The organism is Streptomyces sp. NPDC002886, assembly GCF_042888445.1.
Lineage (GTDB): Bacteria > Actinomycetota > Actinomycetes > Streptomycetales > Streptomycetaceae > Streptomyces.
This window is the reverse complement of the sequence record NZ_JBIAPV010000004.1, coordinates 647171-665834: the sequence shown is the minus strand read 5'-3', so window position 1 is coordinate 665834 and position 18664 is coordinate 647171. Positions and strand designations below refer to the sequence as shown.

At 73.2% G+C, this 18664-nt stretch carries 18 protein-coding genes; 11 read left to right on the top strand and 7 right to left on the bottom strand.

Going from position 1 to position 18664, the window contains the following annotated elements; genetic code table 11:
• Window positions 1-528, bottom strand: a complete 528-nt coding sequence (locus ACFYYB_RS21350; RefSeq protein ID WP_389436793.1) for a hypothetical protein — start codon at window positions 526-528, stop codon at window positions 1-3.
• 183 nt (window positions 529-711) lie between these two features.
• On the opposite strand from ACFYYB_RS21350, the gene ACFYYB_RS21345 reads away from it, so the two are divergent.
• Window positions 712-1428 carry a class I SAM-dependent methyltransferase gene (locus ACFYYB_RS21345; RefSeq protein WP_389436791.1) on the top strand — a complete coding sequence of 239 codons (717 nt, stop codon included), beginning with the start codon at window positions 712-714 and terminating at the stop codon, window positions 1426-1428.
• Between the two features lie 39 nt (window positions 1429-1467).
• Here ACFYYB_RS21345 and ACFYYB_RS21340 read toward each other — a convergent pair whose 3' ends face one another.
• Entirely contained in the window at window positions 1468-2379 is a 912-nt protein-coding gene (locus ACFYYB_RS21340) for an alpha/beta hydrolase fold domain-containing protein (protein WP_389436790.1), read from the bottom strand.
• A 206-nt stretch (window positions 2380-2585) separates the two neighbouring features.
• Here ACFYYB_RS21340 and tdh point away from each other — a divergent pair, with 206 nt between their 5' ends.
• The 3 genes from tdh (at window position 2586) to ACFYYB_RS21325 (ending at window position 6405) form a co-directional block, all read left to right on the top strand.
• Window positions 2586-3620: an L-threonine 3-dehydrogenase gene (tdh, locus tag ACFYYB_RS21335; protein ID WP_327308295.1), complete on the top strand. Its 1035-nt coding sequence runs from the start codon at window positions 2586-2588 to the stop codon at window positions 3618-3620.
• 161 nt (window positions 3621-3781) lie between these two features.
• The gene (locus tag ACFYYB_RS21330) at window positions 3782-4984 is read left to right on the top strand and encodes a glycine C-acetyltransferase (RefSeq protein WP_389436788.1); all 1203 of its coding nucleotides are present in this window, start codon (window positions 3782-3784) and stop codon (window positions 4982-4984) included.
• Window positions 4985-5490: 506 nt separating this feature from the next.
• Window positions 5491-6405, top strand: coding sequence for a LysR substrate-binding domain-containing protein (locus tag ACFYYB_RS21325; protein WP_389436787.1), 915 nt, complete (start codon window positions 5491-5493; stop codon window positions 6403-6405).
• An 18-nt stretch (window positions 6406-6423) separates the two neighbouring features.
• Here the strand turns inward: ACFYYB_RS21325 and ACFYYB_RS21320 are convergent, their stop codons facing one another.
• Together ACFYYB_RS21320 and ACFYYB_RS21315 are read right to left on the bottom strand one after the other, a co-directional pair.
• Window positions 6424-7290: an MBL fold metallo-hydrolase gene (locus ACFYYB_RS21320; protein ID WP_389436786.1), complete on the bottom strand. Its 867-nt coding sequence runs from the start codon at window positions 7288-7290 to the stop codon at window positions 6424-6426.
• Window positions 7291-7453: 163 nt separating this feature from the next.
• Entirely contained in the window at window positions 7454-8242 is a 789-nt protein-coding gene (locus ACFYYB_RS21315) for a DeoR/GlpR family DNA-binding transcription regulator (RefSeq protein WP_389436785.1), read from the bottom strand.
• 183 nt (window positions 8243-8425) lie between these two features.
• On the opposite strand from ACFYYB_RS21315, the gene ACFYYB_RS21310 reads away from it, so the two are divergent.
• From ACFYYB_RS21310 to ACFYYB_RS21285, 6 genes are all read left to right on the top strand, one after another.
• A complete protein-coding gene (locus tag ACFYYB_RS21310; protein WP_389436784.1) occupies window positions 8426-9328 on the top strand; it encodes an SIS domain-containing protein in 903 nt (300 codons plus the stop codon).
• Window positions 9325-10161 carry a class II fructose-bisphosphate aldolase gene (locus tag ACFYYB_RS21305; protein ID WP_327308301.1) on the top strand — a complete coding sequence of 279 codons (837 nt, stop codon included), beginning with the start codon at window positions 9325-9327 and terminating at the stop codon, window positions 10159-10161. Before ACFYYB_RS21310 ends, ACFYYB_RS21305 begins: the two co-directional genes overlap by 4 nt.
• Window positions 10162-10186: 25 nt before the next feature.
• A complete protein-coding gene (locus ACFYYB_RS21300) occupies window positions 10187-10708 on the top strand; it encodes a hypothetical protein (protein ID WP_389436783.1) in 522 nt (173 codons plus the stop codon).
• Window positions 10709-10952: 244 nt separating this feature from the next.
• Entirely contained in the window at window positions 10953-12092 is a 1140-nt protein-coding gene (locus ACFYYB_RS21295) for an LLM class flavin-dependent oxidoreductase (protein WP_389436782.1), read from the top strand.
• On the top strand, window positions 12089-13150 hold the full coding sequence (locus tag ACFYYB_RS21290) for a zinc-binding dehydrogenase (RefSeq protein WP_389436781.1): 1062 nt from the start codon (window positions 12089-12091) through the stop codon (window positions 13148-13150). Before ACFYYB_RS21295 ends, ACFYYB_RS21290 begins: the two co-directional genes overlap by 4 nt.
• 129 nt (window positions 13151-13279) lie before the next feature.
• The gene (locus ACFYYB_RS21285; RefSeq protein WP_327308306.1) at window positions 13280-14470 is read left to right on the top strand and encodes an acyl-CoA dehydrogenase family protein; all 1191 of its coding nucleotides are present in this window, start codon (window positions 13280-13282) and stop codon (window positions 14468-14470) included.
• A gap of 32 nt (window positions 14471-14502) precedes the next feature.
• Here the strand turns inward: ACFYYB_RS21285 and ACFYYB_RS21280 are convergent, their stop codons facing one another.
• Window positions 14503-15354 carry a LysR family transcriptional regulator gene (locus tag ACFYYB_RS21280; protein ID WP_389436780.1) on the bottom strand — a complete coding sequence of 284 codons (852 nt, stop codon included), beginning with the start codon at window positions 15352-15354 and terminating at the stop codon, window positions 14503-14505.
• Window positions 15355-15449: 95 nt separating this feature from the next.
• On the opposite strand from ACFYYB_RS21280, the gene ACFYYB_RS21275 reads away from it, so the two are divergent.
• On the top strand, window positions 15450-16181 hold the full coding sequence (locus ACFYYB_RS21275; RefSeq protein WP_389436779.1) for an SDR family NAD(P)-dependent oxidoreductase: 732 nt from the start codon (window positions 15450-15452) through the stop codon (window positions 16179-16181).
• Between the two features lie 38 nt (window positions 16182-16219).
• On the opposite strand, the gene ACFYYB_RS21270 is transcribed toward ACFYYB_RS21275, so the two are convergent.
• Both ACFYYB_RS21270 and ACFYYB_RS21265 read right to left on the bottom strand, forming a co-directional pair.
• Window positions 16220-17674 (bottom strand): APC family permease, encoded by a 1455-nt coding sequence (locus ACFYYB_RS21270; RefSeq protein ID WP_389436778.1) that lies wholly within the window; start codon window positions 17672-17674, stop codon window positions 16220-16222.
• 111 nt (window positions 17675-17785) lie between these two features.
• Window positions 17786-18604: a hypothetical protein gene (locus ACFYYB_RS21265; RefSeq protein WP_389436777.1), complete on the bottom strand. Its 819-nt coding sequence runs from the start codon at window positions 18602-18604 to the stop codon at window positions 17786-17788.
• Window positions 18605-18664: the final 60 nt, after the last annotated feature.

The window sequence follows — 18664 nt, the reverse complement described above, 5'->3', positions numbered from 1 at the left end:
TCACCGGACCCGGACCCGGACCCGGACCCGGACCCGGTGCCGCTTCGCGTAGGACCAGGTCACCGCGGTCATCAGGGCCGGTACGGCCAGCAGCGGGGCGAAGGCGAAGCCCCACACGGTCTGCGGCGTACCGCTCGCCAGGTAGCTGTGGCTGTCGACGGTGAAGAGGACCACGAGTTGCGACAGCGCCCCCAGGACCAGAACGCCCGAGGCGGTCCAGGCCAGCGGGGCGAGGACCCCGGGGCGCCGCGGCCGCCACCGGTCGCTGACGAGCAGCACCGGTAACAGGGCGGCCAGTTCGGCGAGGACGGCGAGCCCGACCACATAGGCGATGCCCCAGCCCGGGATGCCGTAGACCTCGCGCAGCACCTGGTCGCCGTAGCCCACGTAGACCCCGGATGCCATGGCGATGCGCCACAGGCCGGACGGGACGGCGCAGAGGGCGATGGCGTGCGCGGCCCGGTGGGCCCAGACGGGTGCGGGCTCGGGTGCGGCGGCGGGCAGAGGGCTGGTCGCTGTCGTTGTCATGCACACCATGCTGGCCGCGGCCAGGGCGGCCGCGCGTCACCCGTGACGGCGGAGCGTATCCGCCCGGCGGACGAGGGCGCGGCCCCGTAAGCCGTACGGACTGATCCGAACGCATCCCCCGTCCGGGGGAGGTCCGGGGTGGGGGGCCGTCGGCCGGGCGCCCGGACGGGCAGGCTTGCGGGCATGCGACAGCAGTACGACACGTCAACGCCCCCGCCGGCCTTCTCGGTCGCCGACGCCTTCACCCTGCGCACCGCCCTGGACGCCCTCGGCGGCGTCCGTGGGCTCGACACCCTCGACATGGCCTGCGGACACGGCACCACCACCCGGCTGCTGGCGAGCGCCGGGGCCCGCCGGACGGTGGGCGTCGACAGCTGCCCCGAGCGCATCCGCCGGGCCCGGGAGACCGGGGCGGATCTCGCGCACGCCGTCGAGTACGTCGTCGCGGACGCGGCGGCCGGCCTGCCGGCCCTGGGTCCGTTCGACCTGGCCACGGCCGTGTACCTCTTCAACCAGGCCCACGACCGCACCGCCCTGCACGCCATGTTCCGCGCCGTACGCGCCACCCTGCGCCCCGGCGGGCGGCTGCTCGCCATCGTGCCGAACCCGGGGGCCTTCCCCTACGCGGACTGGGAGCCGTACGGGATCAGCGTCGTCGAGCGCTCTCCCGGCGGGGACGCGCCGCTGCTGCGGGCCCGGCTGGAGACCGACCCGCCGGTGCCGTTCGAATGCCGCGAGTGGGCGCACGCCGACTTCGCGGAGGCCGCGGCCGACGCCGGCTTCGCCACCGTGACCTGGCAGCCGACCCGGACCCCGCCCGCGTGCGAGACCCGGGACGAGACCTACTGGGCCCGCTACCGCACGGCCCCCGTCGGCTCCCTGATGAACTGCGTGGCCTGAGCGGCCGCCGGCGTGGCTCGTGTGCCCGGCGGCCGCGGCTCAGGACTCCGCCGCCGCCGCGCGGATCAGCTCCACGATCCGGTCACGGGCCGCCCGGCCCTCCGGGAGCGGCATCAGGGGGTAGTCGTGCGGCAGCCCCGGCTCCTCGATGAACTCCACCTCGGCGCCGGCCGCCCGCGCCTTGTTCAGCAGTTCGCGGCTGTCGGTCGTCAGGACGTCCCGCGTGCCCGTGAACACCGTCAGCGGGGCCAGCCCCGCGAACGAGCCGTGCAGCGGGCTCACCCGGGGATCGTCGGCCGCCAGGTTGCCCGCGTACAGCCGCCCGGCCTCCCGCAGGCCCGGGCGGGCCAGCATCGGGTCGCCCGCCTCGATGGCCGCCTGGTCGGGGTGGCTCATGGACACGTCCAGCCAGGGCGAGATCAGCACGATCCGCGAAGGCTGCGCCCCGTTGCGGTCGCGCAGCCGCTGCGCTGCGGCCAGTGCCAGCCCGCCGCCCGCCGAATCCCCGAGGAGCACCGTGCCGCCGGCGCCCCCGCTCGCGATCAGGCCGCTGAGCAGATCGGCGGCGACGGGGACGGTCCGGTCGGCGGTTCCGCGCGGGGCCAGGATGTACGCCGGTACGACCACCCGGGCCCGCGCCTGCGTGACCAGGGTCCGGATCAGCGACCAGTGCGGCCGGACCAGTTCGTTGATGTACCCGCCGCCGTGCACGTACAGCACCCGGGCGGCCGGTTCCACGCCCAGCGGCGAAACCTCGTACACCGGCCAGGCCCCGACGAACGTCCGCGAGACCTCCGCCACCCGGCCCAGCGAACGCGGCGGGAGGTGCGACGCCGGGCGCCGCATCGATTCCGCCACATGGGTACGGACCGCCTCGGCGCTCCCGAACCGTCTTCGCCGTCCCGCCGCGATCAGCGCGACCGAAAGCGCCCTGCTGCGCAGACTCGGCACGCCCCTCACCTCCCCATACCCGGCCCGGCCCACTCCCCGGCCCCTGCCCGTCACCCCAGGAGCATAGGCGTGAAGCTGCGCTGTGGACCCGCTTAAGAAATCCTCGATGGACTGATCACCCGCAGGTCGGCAGATTGGTGCCGTCCGAACGCTGCCCGGCCCGCACGCCCCGTAGCGCTCCCTTCCGCATGCCTGGAGCCACCCCCATGAAGGCACTCGTCAAGCACAAGGCCGAGCCCGGTCTGTGGCTCATGGACGTTCCCGAGCCCGAGTACGGCCCCGGCGACGTGCTGATCAAGGTGCTGCGCACCGGCATCTGCGGAACGGACCTGCACATCCGGTCCTGGGACGGCTGGGCCCAGGGGGCCGTCAAGACCCCGCTGGTGCTCGGTCACGAGTTCGTCGGCGAGGTGGCCGCGCTCGGCGCGGACGTCCACGAGGACATCGAGGTCGGCGCGCTGGTCAGCGGCGAGGGCCACCTGGTGTGCGGTAAGTGCCGCAACTGCCTGGCCGGGCGCCGCCACCTGTGCCGCAGCACGATCGGGCTCGGGGTCGGGCGCGACGGCGCCTTCGCCGAGTACGTCGTCCTGCCCGCGCAGAACGTGTGGGTGCACCGGGCCAAGGTCGACCTCGACGTCGCGGCGATCTTCGACCCCTTCGGCAACGCCGTGCACACGGCGCTCTCGTTCCCGCTGGTCGGCGAGGACGTACTCATCACCGGCGCGGGACCGATCGGCATCATGGCGGCGGCCGTGGCCCGGCACGCGGGAGCGCGCAACGTGGTCATTACCGACGTCAGCCCGGAGCGTCTGGAGATCGCCCGCAAGGCCGGCGCCACCCTCGCGCTCGACGTCTCGAAGGCGACCATCGCCGACGCGCAGGCCCAGCTCGGCCTGCGCGAGGGCTTCGACATCGGCCTGGAGATGTCCGGCCGCGGCGAGGCCATGCGCGACATGATCGACAACATGACGCACGGCGGCCGGATCGCCATGCTGGGCCTGCCGGCGCAGGAGTTCGCCGTCGACTGGGCCAAGGTCGTCACCTCGATGATCACCATCAAGGGCATCTACGGCCGTGAGATGTTCGAGACCTGGTACGCGATGACCGTGCTGCTGGAGGGCGGGCTCGACCTCAGCCCCGTCATCACCGGCCGGTACGCCTACGGGGACTTCGAGGCCGCCTTCGACGAGGCGGCGACCGCCCGCAGCGGCAAGATCATCCTGGACTGGACCCAGGCGTAGCCCTCCGGGCGTGGCCGCCCGGGCGGGCGGCCCCCACAGACCATCTCCCTCCGGCCGGGCCCCGCATCACCCCCCTCCGCGGGGCCCGGCCCCCCTCCTCTTCCGCCCCCTCCCCCTCCCCCTCCTCCTTCCGCCGCACCAGGAGAAAGAGAGCACCGCACATGTTCGAGACCGTCCGCGCGGACCTCCGTACCACCCTCGACGAGATCCGCGCCGCGGGTCTGCACAAGCCCGAGCGCGTCATCGGCACCCCGCAGAACGCCGCCGTCGCCGTGACCTCGGGCGGCGCCGCGGGCGAGGTCCTCAACTTCTGCGCCAACAACTACCTCGGTCTCGCGGACCACCCCGAGGTGGTCACCGCGGCGAAGGAGGCCCTGGACCGCTGGGGCTACGGCATGGCCTCCGTGCGCTTCATCTGCGGTACGCAGGAGGTCCACAAGGAGCTGGAGGCGCGGCTCTCCGCCTTCCTCGGCCAGGAGGACACGATCCTGTACTCCTCCTGCTTCGACGCCAACGGCGGAGTCTTCGAGACCATCCTCGGCCCCGAGGACGCGGTGATCTCCGACGCCCTCAACCACGCCTCGATCATCGACGGCATCCGCCTCTCCAAGGCCCGCCGCTTCCGCTACGCCAACCGCGACATGGCGGAGCTGGAGACCCGGCTCAAGGAGGCCACCGAGGGTGGCGCCCGCCGCAAGCTCATCGTCACCGACGGCGTGTTCTCGATGGACGGGTACGTCGCCCCGCTCGCCGAGATCTGCGACCTCGCGGAGCGCTACGACGCCATGGTCATGGTCGACGACTCGCACGCCGTCGGCTTCGTCGGCCCCGGCGGCCGCGGCACCCCCGAACTGCACGGGGTCATGGACCGCGTGGACATCATCACGGGCACCCTCGGCAAGGCACTGGGCGGAGCCTCCGGCGGCTACGTCGCGGCGCGCGCCGAGATCGTCGAGCTGCTGCGCCAGCGCTCGCGCCCGTACCTCTTCTCCAACTCCCTCGCCCCGGTCATCGCGGCGGCCTCCCTCAAGGTCCTCGACCTGCTGGAGTCCGCCGACGACCTGCGCGAGCGGCTGGCCGCCAACACCGCGCTCTTCCGCACGAAGATGACCGAGGCCGGCTTCGAGATCCTGCCCGGCGACCACGCCATCGCCCCCGTGATGATCGGCGACGCGGCGGAGGCGGCCAGGATGGCGGAACTCCTGCTGGAGCGGGGGGTCTACGTGATCGGCTTCTCGTACCCGGTGGTGCCGATGGGCGCGGCGCGGATCCGCGTCCAGCTCTCGGCCGCCCACTCCACGGCCGACGTGGAACGCGCGATCGCGGCCTTCATCGACGCGCGGGCGGCCCTGGCGGGCGCCTAGGCCGTCTCTTCCGGATCTTGCCGGGCCCGCGACGTCTGGCACCGCGCCTGGCCGCACTGCCGAGGCGCCCCCGTACGCCCCGTACGCGAGCGCCCCGACAGCACGCCCAGGCACGGCACCAGACGCCGCGGGCTCGGCCGACAAGATCCGAAAGCGACGCCCTGGTCCTGAGGCCCGGGCCGGTCCGTGATCACGGGCGGTCCGGGCAATCCGGCACGTGATCGCCGGCGGTCTGGAGCGGGTCCGGGCGCAGCCCCGTACGCCTGCTTTCCAGCCCGTCCGGCGTTTGAGGGCCGGGGTCCGGGCAGAGCCCGGGGAACGGGCGAAGGGCGGGTAGGGGACGGTCTCGGGCCCGCGGGCTCCGGCCCGCGGCCCCGGCCGGACCTCCGCCCGGCCCGGGCCTGCCCGGATACCCGGGTGGGGGCGGGACACCCCCGACTCGGGTCACCCCGGCCCCGTCCGTTCGGTCGGCCCGGCAGGGCCTCGTGGGCTGCGAGAATGGCAGCGTGATCGACCCCCGGAGGCTGCGCATCCTGCGGGCCGTCGCGGACCACCGTACGGTGACCGCCGCGGCCGCCGCGCTGTACCTCACCCCCTCCGCCGTCTCCCAGCAGCTCGCGGCGCTGGAGCAGGAGACCGGGCACGCCCTGCTGACCCGCAGCGGCCGGGGCGTCCGGCTCACCGCGGCCGGTCAGATCCTGCTCGGGCACACCCACGAGGTGCTCGCACAGCTGGAGCGGGCGGAAGCGGAACTCGCCGCCTACGCGGGCGGCTCGGCGGGCGAGGTCACCGTGGCAGCCTTCGCCACCGGAATCGCCGAAGTACTGGCCCCGGCCATCACCCGGCTCGCCGCTGACCACCCCGGGATCCGGCTGCGCGTACGCGACGCGGAGGGCGACCAGAGCCTGCTGCTCCTGCTCGACGGGGAGGCGGACCTGGCGCTGGCCGTGGAGTACCGGGGAGCCCCGGGCGCCGACGACGGCCGGCTGTCGGTGCTGCCGCTCTACGCCGAGCCCTTCGACGCGGTCCTCCCGGCCGGGCACGCGCTCGGGGACCTGCCCGAGGTGTCCCTGGCCGACCTCTCCGATGCGGACTGGGTGGGCCAGTACCCCGGCAACCCCTGCCACGACGTGATGCTCCTCGCCTGCGAACTGGCGGGGTTCCAGCCCCGGTTGGTGCACTCCTCCGACGACTTCCGGGCAGTGGTGGCCCTGGTCGGCGCCGGCGCCGGAGTGGCCCTCGTGCCGCGCTCGGCGCTGCGCGGCATGGACCTCAAGGAGGTCCAGGTCCGCCCGGTGTCCGGGCCCGCGCCCACCCGCCGCGTCTTCGCCGCCACCCGGCGCGGCGCCGAGGCGCACCCGCTGATCGCCCCGGTCCTGGCGGCCCTGAGCCGTGAGGCGGACCGGCTGCCGGAACACTGACCGAGGGGGGTCCCGGGCCTACCGGGCGGCCTGACCGAAGCCCCGCTCGGCGATCTGCCCGGAGCCCTCACCGGAGCCCTCACCGACCGTGAAGACGGCGCCGGGCGCGGCGTGGTCCACGGGCCCGGAGTAGCGGGCAGCGGCGCGGGACACCGCCTCGGCCGGTTCCATGTCGCGGCCGACGTGCGTGACGACCAGCCGCCCGGCGCGGGCCGCGCGCGCGGTGTCGCCGGCCTCCTCGGGGGTGTGGTGCACCGGTTCGCCGTCGGCCGCGTGCACGGAGCTGTCGGCCTCGCAGAGCAGGAGCGCGCAATCCTCAGCGAACCGGGTCAGGGCCGCGCAGGGCGCCGTATCCCCGGAGTACACGAGGGACCGGCCTTCCGACTCGGCGCGCAGCGCGAAGGCGGGCATGCCGTGGGACACCGCCCGGCTGGTGAGGCCGAGCGCTCCGACCGGCGCGCGGTGGCCGTCGTACAACTCGTGGACCTCGAAGGCGGCCTCGACCGGGCTGCGGTCCGGGCCGTTGGTGAGGAAGCCCGCCAGCCGGTCGGCGATCCCGGGTGGTCCGTAGAGGGGGAGCGGCGCGGGCCGCCGTACGTCGGCGTACAGCAGGCCGTAGTACGCGGTCAGCAGGTCGGCCGTGTGGTCGGCGTGCAGGTGTGAGATCCATATCGCGTCCAACTCGCCGAGCCCGACGTGCCGTTGGAGCGGCCCGAGCGTCCCGCTGCCCGCGTCGACCCAGACCCGGGCGCCGCCGCCTTCGAGCAGGTAGCCGGAGCAGGGATTGTCGCGGGTGGGGTACGGCGTCGCGCTCCCCAGGACGGTGAGCCGGAGAGGGGCGTCTGCCGTCCGCGCGGTCCGTGCCGTCCGGGGAGTCTGTGCCATCCGGGGAGTCTAGGATCAGGCGCCCTCGGCACTCTCGCGGGGGTCGGTGGCCATGATCCGCTCGGGCGGGACCGGGATCCATGCCCTCATGATGCCGGATCGCCGACCGCAGCCCCGGCCGCGGCCCGCGGCCCCCGAAAGGGCCCCGCGGGTCCGGGACCGCTCAGGCGCGGATGACCTCCACGCCCGCCGCCTCGAAGGCCTCGGCCACCGACGGGGACAGGCCGGTGTCCGTCACCAGGACGTCCACGGCGTCGGTCGAGACGATCCGGGCGAAGGCGCGGACGCCCAGCTTGCTGGAGTCGGCCGCGATCACCACGCGGCGGGCGCGCTCGCAGAGCAGCCGGTTCATGGCCGCCTCGTCCTCGTGGCGGGTGGCCGCCCCGTCGGCCGGATCGAAGGCGTCCACACCGACGACGGCGGTGTCCACCGAGAGCTGCCCGAGCACTTCCATGGCGAGGGGGCCGGTGAGCTCGTAGGACTGGGGCCGGGCCACGCCCCCGGTGAGCACGATCTTGAACTGCGGTCTGATGACCAGCTCGCCCGCGATGTTCAGCGCGTTGGTGACCACGGTGAGGGCGGGTGAGCCGGTCGAGGCGGTGGCGAGGTCGGGCCGGGCGGCCAGCGCGCGCGCCACCTCGGTGGTCGTGGTGCCGCCGGTCAGGCCGATCACCTCGCCCGGGACGATCAGCGCCGCGACGGTCTCGCTGATGCGGCGCTTCTCGGCGGCCCGGCGCGAGGTGCGGTAGCGCAGGGGGAGTTCGTACGAGACCCCGTGCAGGACCGCTCCGCCGCGCGTGCGGACCAGCAGCTGCTGCTCGGCGAGCTGGTCGAGGTCGCGCCGGATGGTGGCGGCGGACACGCCGAGGGCCTCGGCGGCGGGTTCCACTTCCAGCTCGCCCCGCTCCACCAGCAGGTCCAGCAGTGTCTGCCAGCGTTCCTTGCGGGTCATCGGCCGCCCTTCCGGTCGTGTCTTCGAATCTCGCTTCGCCGTTCGCTTCGGCGCTCCCTCTTGGCCTACACGTCGAGATTAACGCAGGGGATCATCCCTGAGATGCTTGAAGTTGCGCGAAAGTCCCCAGTATCTTGCAGGAACACGCACTTAGAGATGCACGCACTGCGCTAGGGAGCCGCCATGAGCCATGTCGCGTACGAGTTGGGCACACAGCCCGCATGCTGGGAGCGGGCCGCCGAACTGGCCCCGGAACACCGGGCGGTGCTGCCACGGCCGGGGGAGCGTACCGCGATCGTCGGATGCGGGACCTCGTACTACATGGCCCAGGCCGCCGCCGTGTTGCGCGAGGAGGCCGGGCAGGGCGAGACCGACGCCTTCCCCGCCTCGGAGTTCCCCCGGCACCGGCGCTACGACCGGGTCGTCGCGCTGACCCGGTCCGGGACCACCACCGAGGTCCTCGACCTGCTCGCCGGGCTGCGGGACGCGGGCGTGCCCACCACCGCCGTCATCGGGGACCCCGCCACCCCCGTCATCACCCTCGCCGACGCCCTCGTCGTCCTCGACTTCGCCGACGAGCAGTCCGTCGTGCAGACCCGCTTCGCCACCACCGCCCTCACCCTGCTGCGCGCCCACGTGGGCCTGCACAGCCCCTCCGTCGTCGCCGACGGGCGCGCCGCACTCGCCGACCCGCTCCCCGCCGAGCTGGAGACCCGGGGGCAGTTCACCTTCCTCGGACGAGGCTGGAGCGTGGGCCTCGCCAACGAGGCGGCGCTGAAGATGCGCGAAGCCGCCCTGGCCTGGGCCGAGTCCTACCCGGCCATGGAGTACCGGCACGGCCCCATCAGCGTCTCGGCGCCCGGCACCGCCACCTGGTCGCTCGGCGACGCCCCCGACGGGCTCGCCGAACAGGTCCGGGGGACCGGAGCCCAGTGGGTGGCCGGGCACCTCGACCCGCTCGCCGAACTGGTCCGCGTACACCGCCTGGCCGTCGCCGTCGCCGCCCACCAGGGGCTGGACCCGGACGCGCCGCGCAATCTGACCCGGTCCGTCATCCTCACCACGGGCGAGGAGGCCGTCCGATGAGCCTCGTCCCCGCCGGCCGGCTCGTCCTGGAGGCCGCCGCCCAGGGCCGCGCCGTCGCCGCCTTCAACATCATCACGCTGGAGCACGCCGAAGCCGTCGTCGCGGGCGCCGAGGCCGCCGGACTGCCGGTGGTCCTCCAGCTCAGCGAGAACGCCGTCAAGTTCCGGGGCGGGGCACTGCTGCCGATCAGCCGCGCGGCCGTCGCCGTGGCCGAGGCCGCAGGGGTCCCGGTCGGGCTGCACCTGGACCACGTCAAGAGCTCCGAACTGCTCCGGCAGGCCGTGGACGCCGGATTCAGCTCGGTCATGTACGACGCCGCGCACCTCTCCTACGCCGAGAACCTGGAGGCCACCCGCTCCGCCGCCGACTGGGCGCACGTCAACGGGCTCTGGATCGAAGCCGAGCTGGGCGAGGTCGGCGGCAAGAACGGGGCCGCGCCGCTGGACCCGCACGCACCCGGAGCCCGTACCGACCCGGACGAGGCGCGGCGGTTCGTCGCCGACTCCGGGGTGGACGCGCTGGCCGTCGCCATCGGCAGCAGCCACGCCATGACCAGCCGGACCGCCGCCCTGGACCACGTGCTGCTCGGCCGCCTGGCCAAGACGGTCGAGGTCCCGCTGGTGCTGCACGGTTCCTCCGGTCTGCCGGACGCGGAGCTCGCCGCGGCCGTCGCCGGCGGCATCCGCAAGGTCAACATCGGCACCGCGCTCAACGTGGCGATGACCGAGGCCATCCGCACCCACCTGACCCCGGCCGATCCCCGTCCGTATTTGACCGCCGCAAGGGAGGCGATGACGGCGACGGCCGCCGCTATGATCAGCGCCCTGAACTGACCGGAACGGGTACTGGGGGGACTGGATGGACACACAGCGGGGTCTCGGCAGCAGACGGCGGCTTCTTCTGGGACTGGGGGCCCCGCTGCTGCTCGGCGCGGCGGGCCTCGGCTACACACTGTGGCCCGAGGAAGAAGCGAGCGAGAAGGTGCGCACCGATGTGGCACCGCTCAACCGGCGGTTCTGGACCGCGCTCGGTGACGTGTCCGAAGCGCACTGGCTGGGCTACGGCATCGACGAATCCGGGGGCGGCCGGTCGGTACCGCGCCCGGATTCCCGGATGCGGCTGGTCGGGGTCGCCCGTCTCAAGCAGGGTACGGCGAGCCGCATCATGCGCGACCCCGCCCACCACTTCGAGGAAGGGCCCCTGGAGGGTCTGCCCGCCCCGCTGAAGCCGTACGCGCCCTCCAGCGCGGCCTGGAAGCAGAGCCTGACGTACGACAAGGTCGCGCTCGAGGAAGGGCTGGGCGTGGTCCCGTCGGGCACCTTCCGCTTCGACGGGATCCGCGACCTCGTGTACTTCGACTACGTCTTCCTCTACACCTGAGCGGTGGCCCGGAGGTTTCCTCCCGCTCAGTGGGAGGACGGCCGCGGCGGCATTGAAGCCGCGGCCCGGGCGGTGTTTCGTCGGATGCCGGAGCAGAGCAGGCGCCGCCGAGGGAAGGCCACCGCACATGCCGGAGCAACAGCAGTCGCACCCCATGCCACCCCACCTGCCACGGCCTCACCTGCCACAGCCGTATCAGCCACAGCCGTATCAACCACAGCCGTATCTGCCGCACCGCTTCGGGGTGTTCCTCGCCCCCTATCACCGGCCCGACGGCGACCCCGCGCTCCAGCTGCGCCGGGACCTCGAGCTCGCCGCCGACCTCGACCGGCTCGGCTACGAGGAGCTGTGGGCCGGTGAACACCACTCCGCCGGGTACGAGATCATCGCCTCGCCCGAGGTGTTCCTCGCCGCGGCGGCCGAGCGCACCGGCCGCATCATGCTCGGAACGGGCGTCAACTCGCTGCCCTACCACCAGCCGTTGATCCTCGCCGACCGGATCTGCCAGCTCGACCAGCAGTCCCGCGGCCGCGCCATGCTCGGAGTCGGTCCGGGGCAACTGCCCTCCGACGCCTTCATGATGGGCATCGACACGCTCCACTCCCGCGCGATGATGGCCGACTCGCTCGACGCGATCGTGCGGCTGTTGCGCGGGGAGACGGTCACGGCCGCCACCGACTGGTTCGCCCTGGAGGAGGCCCGGCTCCAGCTCGGGCCCTACCGGGGCCGGGAACTGGAGGTCGCCGTCGCCTCCGCCGTATCGCCCACCGGGGCGGTACTCGCCGGACGCCACGGGGTCGGCATGCTCTCGCTCGCCGCCGCCGACCCCGCCGGGTACGCGGCGCTCGACGCCAACTGGGCCGCCCACGAGCGCGCCTGCGGCGAGGCCGGCCGGCCCGCCGACCGCTCCGCCTGGCGGCTGGTCACCCCCGTGCACCTCGCCGAGACCCGCGAACAGGCCCTGCGCGAAGCCGAGTACGGCGCCCCCGGCATCGTGGACTACATCGAGAAGCTGAGCGGGACCCGCCTGGACGGCTGCGCCACCCCGGCCGGCGCCGTCGAACGCTGGACCACCGAAGGGCTGCCCACCTTCGGCCGGGCCGTCATCGGCACCCCCGAGGACGCCGTGGAGCGGATCGGGCAACTCGCCGAGAAGACGGGCGGGTTCGGGACCTTCCTCATCCTGCGGCTGGACCTCGCCGAGCCCGCCGCCGCCCTGCGCAGCCTGGAGCTCTTCGCCGAGCGGGTCGTCCCCCGGCTGACCGGCCACACCGAGGCCCGGCGGGCCAGCCTGGAGTGGGCCGGGCGCAACAGCGAGCGCTTCACCGGGGCCGTGCGCCGCTCCACGATGGAGGCCATCGCCCGCAAGGGGGAGGTCCGTTGAGGGCCGCGGTGTTCGAAGGCGGCCGGTTCCGCGTGGGGGAGCACCCGGATCCGGTGCCCGGCCCGGGGCAGGCGCTCGTGGAGACCGAAGCCTGCGGGATCTGCGGCTCCGATCTGAGCGCGGTCGCTCACACCGACGAGTTCCTCCGGGCCTCCCGGGACAGCGGAACCACCAGCTTCCTCTTCGACCCGGACCGGCCGCTGGTGATGGGCCACGAGTTCTCCGGCCGGGTCCTCGCCTACGGGCCCGGCGCGACCGGTCCCGAACCGGGCACCGGGGTCGTCGGCCTGCCCTGGGCGGTCGATCCGGGCGGAGTCGTGCGGACCGTGGGCTACAGCAATGCCTTCCCCGGCGGATTTGGCGAACGGATCGTCGTACAGGCACAGGCACTGATGCCCGTACCGCCGTCCCTGGACCTGGCTCTCGCCGCCCTGACCGAGCCGCTGGCCGTGGGCTTCGGGAACGTCGCCCGCAGCGCGGCGGGGAAGGACACCCCGGCCGTGGTCGTCGGCTGCGGCCCGGTCGGCCTCGGAGCCGTCGCCGCGCTGCTCGAGCGCGGCGCCGGACCCGTGGTGGCCTCCGACCCGTCGGCGCCGCGGCGGGCGGCCGCCCTGCGGCTCGGCGCGCACGCGGTGGTGGACCCGGCCGAGCGGGACCCCGTAGGACTCTGCGCGGAGCTCTCGGGAACCCGACCGCGCCCCACCGTGGTCGTCAACTGCGTGGGCGTGCCCGGCATGCTGAACCAGCTCCTGCACACCGTCCCGCGCGGTACCGAGATCCTGCAGATCGGCGGGGTGATGACCGAGGACGTGATCCGCCCGGTGGTCGGCATCTACAAGGACGTCACGATCCGCATGTGCCTGACCTACCCGCCCGAGGAGTTCGGTGCCACCCTCGCCCGCCTCGCCGACGGCCGCATCGACCCCGGGTCCCTGGTCACGGGAGAGGCGGGCTTCGGCGGGCTGGACGCGGCCTTCGCCTCCTTGCGGCGGCCGGAGGAGCACATCAAGGTCCTGATCCGGCCGGGGCGGGAGGGAACCGGAGTGGTGGCCCGCTGACTGGCCCCTTTCCGGCCGGCCGCCGACTTCCCGCTGACCCTTCCGGATTCTTGGAACAGGTTCTAGTCTGCCCCCGCGGCGGCGGCGGCCGTCCGCGCGACCTTGAACCACGAGAGACCCGGAGGGGCCGTGCACCTCGAATACACGCCTGAGCAGCAGCGGTTGCGCACCGAGCTGCGCGCCTACTTCGCCGAACTGATCCCGGACGACGTCCACGCGCGGTACGAGGACCCGGCCGAGCAGAAGCGCTTCTACCGGGAGACCATCCGCCGGCTCGGCGCGGACGGCTGGCTCGGGGTCGGCTGGCCCAAGGAGTACGGCGGGCGCGGGATGTCGCCCATGGACCAGTTCATCTTCTTCGACGAGGCCGCGCAGGCCGTCGTACCGCTGCCGCTGATGGCGCTCAACACCGTCGGGCCGACCATCATGCAGTTCGGCACCGACGAGCAGAAGGCGTACTTCCTGCCCAAGATCCTCGCGGGGGAGATCGACTTCGCCATCGGCTACAGCGAACCCGACGCCGGCACGGACCTCGCCGCCCTCAAGTGCAAGGCCGTCCGCGAGGGCGACGAGGAGACCGGCACCTACGTCGTCGACGGGCAGAAGATCTGGACCACCAACGGCGACACCGCCGACTGGGTCTGGCTCGCCGTCCGCACCGACCCGGACGCCCCCGCCCACAAGGGCATCACCATGCTCTTGGTGCCGACCTCCGACCCCGGGTACTCCTGCACCCTGATCAACACCCTGGCTTCGCACGACACCACCGCCAGCTACTACGAGAACATCCGGGTCCCCGCGAGCCGCCGGGTCGGCCAGGAGAACAAGGGCTGGCGCCTGATCACCAACCAGCTCAACCACGAGCGCGTCACCCTCGCCGCGCACGGCACCATGGCCATCCGTGCCCTGCACGACGTCCAGCGCTGGGCCGCCGAGACCAAGCTCGCCGACGGCCGCAGGGTCATCGACCTCTCCTGGGTCCGCGGCCGCCTGGCCCGTACCCACGCCCGCCTCGACGCGATGAAGCTGCTGAACTGGCAGATGGTCAACGCCGTCCAGGACGGCGTCCTCACCCCGCAGGACGCCTCGGCCGTCAAGGTCTACGGCTCCGAGGCGCGCCGGGACGCGTACGCCTGGCTGATGGAGGTGGTCGGCGCGGCGGGTTCCCTCAAGGACGGCTCCGCGGGCGCGGTCCTGCACGGCGAACTGGAGCGCGGCTACCGCAGCGCGGTCATCTTCACCTTCGGCGGCGGCAACAACGAGATCCAGCGCGAGATCATCTCGTGGATCGGCCTCGGCATGCCGCGGGTGCGCCGCTGACCGTCTTCGCGACGAGGTCGGGCCGGTGGGAACTACTGGAGGCGTGTCGCGGTCCGGACGAGGTCGGCGACCGCGCGGGACCGGCTGTGCGGGGGCCAGGCGATGACGGTGGTGACCGCCGGCGCGTCCAGCACGGGCACGGCGGCGAGGTCATCGTGCAGCTGGGCCCGGCACGACTCCGGTGCGACCGCGCACGCGCGGCCGAGGGCGACGAGCTGCAGCAACTGCGCTTGGTCGCGGACTTGTGGGCCCGGGCCGGGCGGGTAGGTGCCGTCGGGGTCGGGCCAGCGGGGCAGGGGCAGGCCGGGCAGGCTGGTGACGTCGGCCATGTGCACATGGGCGCGGGCGGTGAGCGGGTGCCCGGCCGGCAGCACCACGACCTGGCCCTCCGTGCGGAGTTCCTCGCTGTGGAACCCGGCCGTCGAGTCGAACGGCCGGTGCAGCAGCGCCACGTCGGCCCGGCCCTCGCGCAGGAGTCGCTGCTGCTCGGCAGGGCCGCACAAGATGACGTCGACGGGGACCGCGCCGGGTTCGGCGGCGTACGCGTCGAGCAGTGCGGCCAGCAGTTCTCTGGACGCGCTGGCCTTCGTGACCAGGGTCAGGCCGGGACGGCCGGTCGCGGAAAGGGCTGCGCGGCGGGTCCGGCGCTCGGCGGCGTCGACCGCGTCGAGGGCCGCCCGCCCCTCGGTCAACAGCACCGTGCCGGCCGCCGTCAGCGTGACGGCGCGACTGGTCCGATCCAGCAGCGCTGCCCCGAGCCGGCGTTCGAGCTGCTGGATCGCCCGTGACAGAGGCGGCTGCGCGATCCCGAGCCGCTGCGCGGCCCGCCCGAAGTGCAGCTCCTCGGCGACGGCGACGAAATAGCGCAGTTCCCGGGTCTCCATGCCGCCACGGTACTCCAGATCGATACCCTGACGGTATCGCTGCCCACCCGATCGGTCTTGGACCCCCGCCGGGGTCCGGGAGCAGCATGGTCCCCATGAGCGAAGAGACGATCGCGCTGGTCACCGGCGCGAACAAGGGAATCGGCTACGAGATCGCCGTGGGCCTGGGCGCCCTCGGCTGGAGCGTCGGCGTCGGCGCCCGAGACGGCCGGCGCCGTGAGGCGGCGGTGGAGCGACTGCGCGCGGCCGGCGTCGACGCGTTCGCCGTACCACTGGACGTGACCGACGACGCGAGCGCCACCGCCGCCGCACAGCTGATCGAGGAACGGGCGGGTCGCCTCGACGTGCTCGTCAACAACGCCGCCATCACCGGCGGCATGCCACAGGAGCCGACCCGGGTCGATCCGGCCACCATCCGGACGGTCGTGGAGACCAACGTGATCGGTGTCATCCGCGTCACCAACGCGATGCTGCCGCTGTTGCGCCGCTCAGCCTCACCGCGGATCGTGAACATGTCCAGCAGCGTCGGCTCCCTCGCCCGCCAGTCGGGCCCCGACGCCGAGCAGTCGGCAGGTCCGGTGGCCGTGGCGTACGCGCCGTCGAAGACGTTCCTGAACGCCGTCACCCTCCAGTACGCCCGGGAGCTGAGCGGCACGAACATCCTGATCAACGCCGGCTGCCCCGGCTACGTCGCGACCGACCTCAACGGCTTCCGCGGCGTGCGCACCCCCGAACAGGGCGCGGCGATCGCCGTCGAACTCGCGACCCTGCCGGACGGCGGCCCGACCGGACGGTTCTTCGACGACGCGGGTGTAGTGCCCTGGTGATGCGCACGGCGGTCGGGCCGTGTGAAGGGGGCGGTCGCTCAGGCCTGCGGGCGGTGGTCGGGGTGGATCCAGCCGGGTTTCCTGAACTTCAGGAAGCAGACGGGCGCCACGATGCCCAGGAGCAGCAGGCCGCCGCCGACGATCAGCAGGTAGCGCCACAGGGGCTGGCCGCCGAACTGGTCCGGCGGTACGAAGCCGATGAGCAGCGCGGCGACCGAGGCCACGGCCCCGGTGCCCGCCACCCAGGTCACGGCGGGCACCCGGAAGCCGCGCTCCACCTCGGGCCGGGTCCTGCGGAGCCGGACCACCGCCGCGAACATCAGCAGGTAGGCGATCAGATAGATCTGCACCGTGATCACCGAGAACATCCAGTACGCGCTGGAGACGTCGCCGCTGAAGGCGTACAGCACACCGATCAGCGTGGTGATCACGCCCTGCGCGACCATGATGTTCTGCGGGGTGCCGTACTTGTTGAACCGCTGGAAGACCGGGGGCAGGTACCCCTCCTGACGGGAGAGCAGGACCAGGCCCTTGGCGGGGCCGGACAGCCAGGTGAGCATGCCGCCGAGAGCGGCCGCCACCAGCATCACTCCCACGACCCTCGTCATCCATCCGATGTGGAAGTGGTCGAAGAAGGCCTGGAAGGCCTGCATCAGCCCGGCGGTGAGGCTCAGCTCCGAGGACGGCATCACCCAGGAGATCGCCAGGGCCGGAAGGATGAAGATCAGCAGGACCAGGCCCGTCGCCAGGAACATCGACCTCGGGTACTCGCGCTTCGGGTGCCGCAGCGAGGAGACGTGTACGCCGTTCATCTCCATGCCCGCGTAGGACAGGAAGTTGTTGACGATCAGGACCAGGCTGGCGAGCCCCGTCCACGGCGGCAGCCAGTGGGAGGCGCCCATGGGCTGGGCGGAGGGGTTGCCCTGGCCCAGGAAGACGATGCCGAGGACCACCAGGAGCACCCCGGGGACCAGGGTGCCGATGACGAGCCCGGCGGAGGAGAGGCCCGCGACCGTCTTGGTGCCGCGGGAGGAGATCCAGACCCCGGTCCAGTAGACGACGACGATGACGATCGCGACGTAGAGCCCGTTCTCGGCGAGCCGGGGGTTGACGACGTAGGCGAAGGTGCTGGCCACGTACGCCAGCAGGCTCGGGTAGTACGCGATGGTCATGGCGAACTGGCACCACACCGCGACGAACCCGAGCGGTTTGCCGAGCGCCTCGCTGACCCACCGGTAGATGCCGCCGGACCAGCCCGAGGCCAGCTCGGCGCCGACCAGGGCGGTCGGCAGGAGGAAGACGACGGCGGGCAGGAGGTAGAGGAAGACGGCGGCGAGACCGTAGATCGCCATGGAGGGCGAGGGGCGGAGGCTGGCGACGGAGGCGGTCGTCATCAGGGCGAGCGTCACCCAGGAGATGAACTGCCTCTTCGTCCCGCTGCCGGCACCGGCCCCCGCTTCGGCCTCGTCGGGTGTCTCTTCCGTGGTGACCATGGACCCATGCTCGACGCCCGCCCCGGCGCGCGCACATCGAAAGCGGCGGCCTTCCGCACCGCCCCTGCCCCCGGGGCCGCCCGTGCTCCCGTCCTCGCTCCGCCGAACGGTCTAGCCCGCCGCGGTGACCGTTTCGGCGTGCCGGGCCTCCGTCGCGGCGATCACCCTCTGCCGGGCCAGCCGCCGAGCCTGCTTGAGCTTCACGTCGGCCACGAGGACGGGGACGTACCAGAGCCAGCCCCACACGCTGTAGGACAGCGTCCCGCTCAGCACCAGCGCCTTGTTGGTGGCCACGACCAGCACGAAGCTGGCGACGTACGCGACCACCCGGTGACGGACCATGAGGCGCAGCGGTGCCCGCCAGGGGCCGGCCAGCAGTTCCAGCGCGGCGGCCACCTCGGCGGCCCGCAGGTCTTCGGGATGGGCGGGCGCGGCCGTGCCGCCGTGCTCCAGCGCGTCCGCGACATCGGCGCTGTGGGACGTCCGAGCCGCCTGGTCGGCCCGCACGGTGTCCGCCTTCGCCCGTACGTCCTGCCAGTAGCCCCGCCCGGCCCAGCCGAGAGCGTCCTCCACCCTGGCCGCCTCGGGCGACCCCGGCGGCGCCAGCTCGGCTATGCGCTCCTTGAGCGGATTCGCCTTGGCGCCACGCCGCGGATGCGTCCAGTTGTCGGCCCGCAGGCAGAGCTCCAGGTAAGAGACGAGCAGACCGAGGTCCTCCGGCCACCGTGCGAGCCCCGCCGTGTAGGCGGCCTCCGCCTCCGCGTCGTGGTCGTCCTCGTCCTCCGCGGCGTGCGCGAGTCCGAGCCACCGGTAGAGCACCGGATCGGGTCCGAGCTCGGACAGGCCGGATTCGGCCAGGCTTCGGACCTTGGAGAAAGCACGCAGGGCGAAGAGCTCCTCGCAGCGTACGGCGTAGTCGTCGTGTGTCATGGTTCCCGCCCCAGTCGATCAGTACGGTCACTTTCAGCCATACAAATCCGCTGGTCAAGG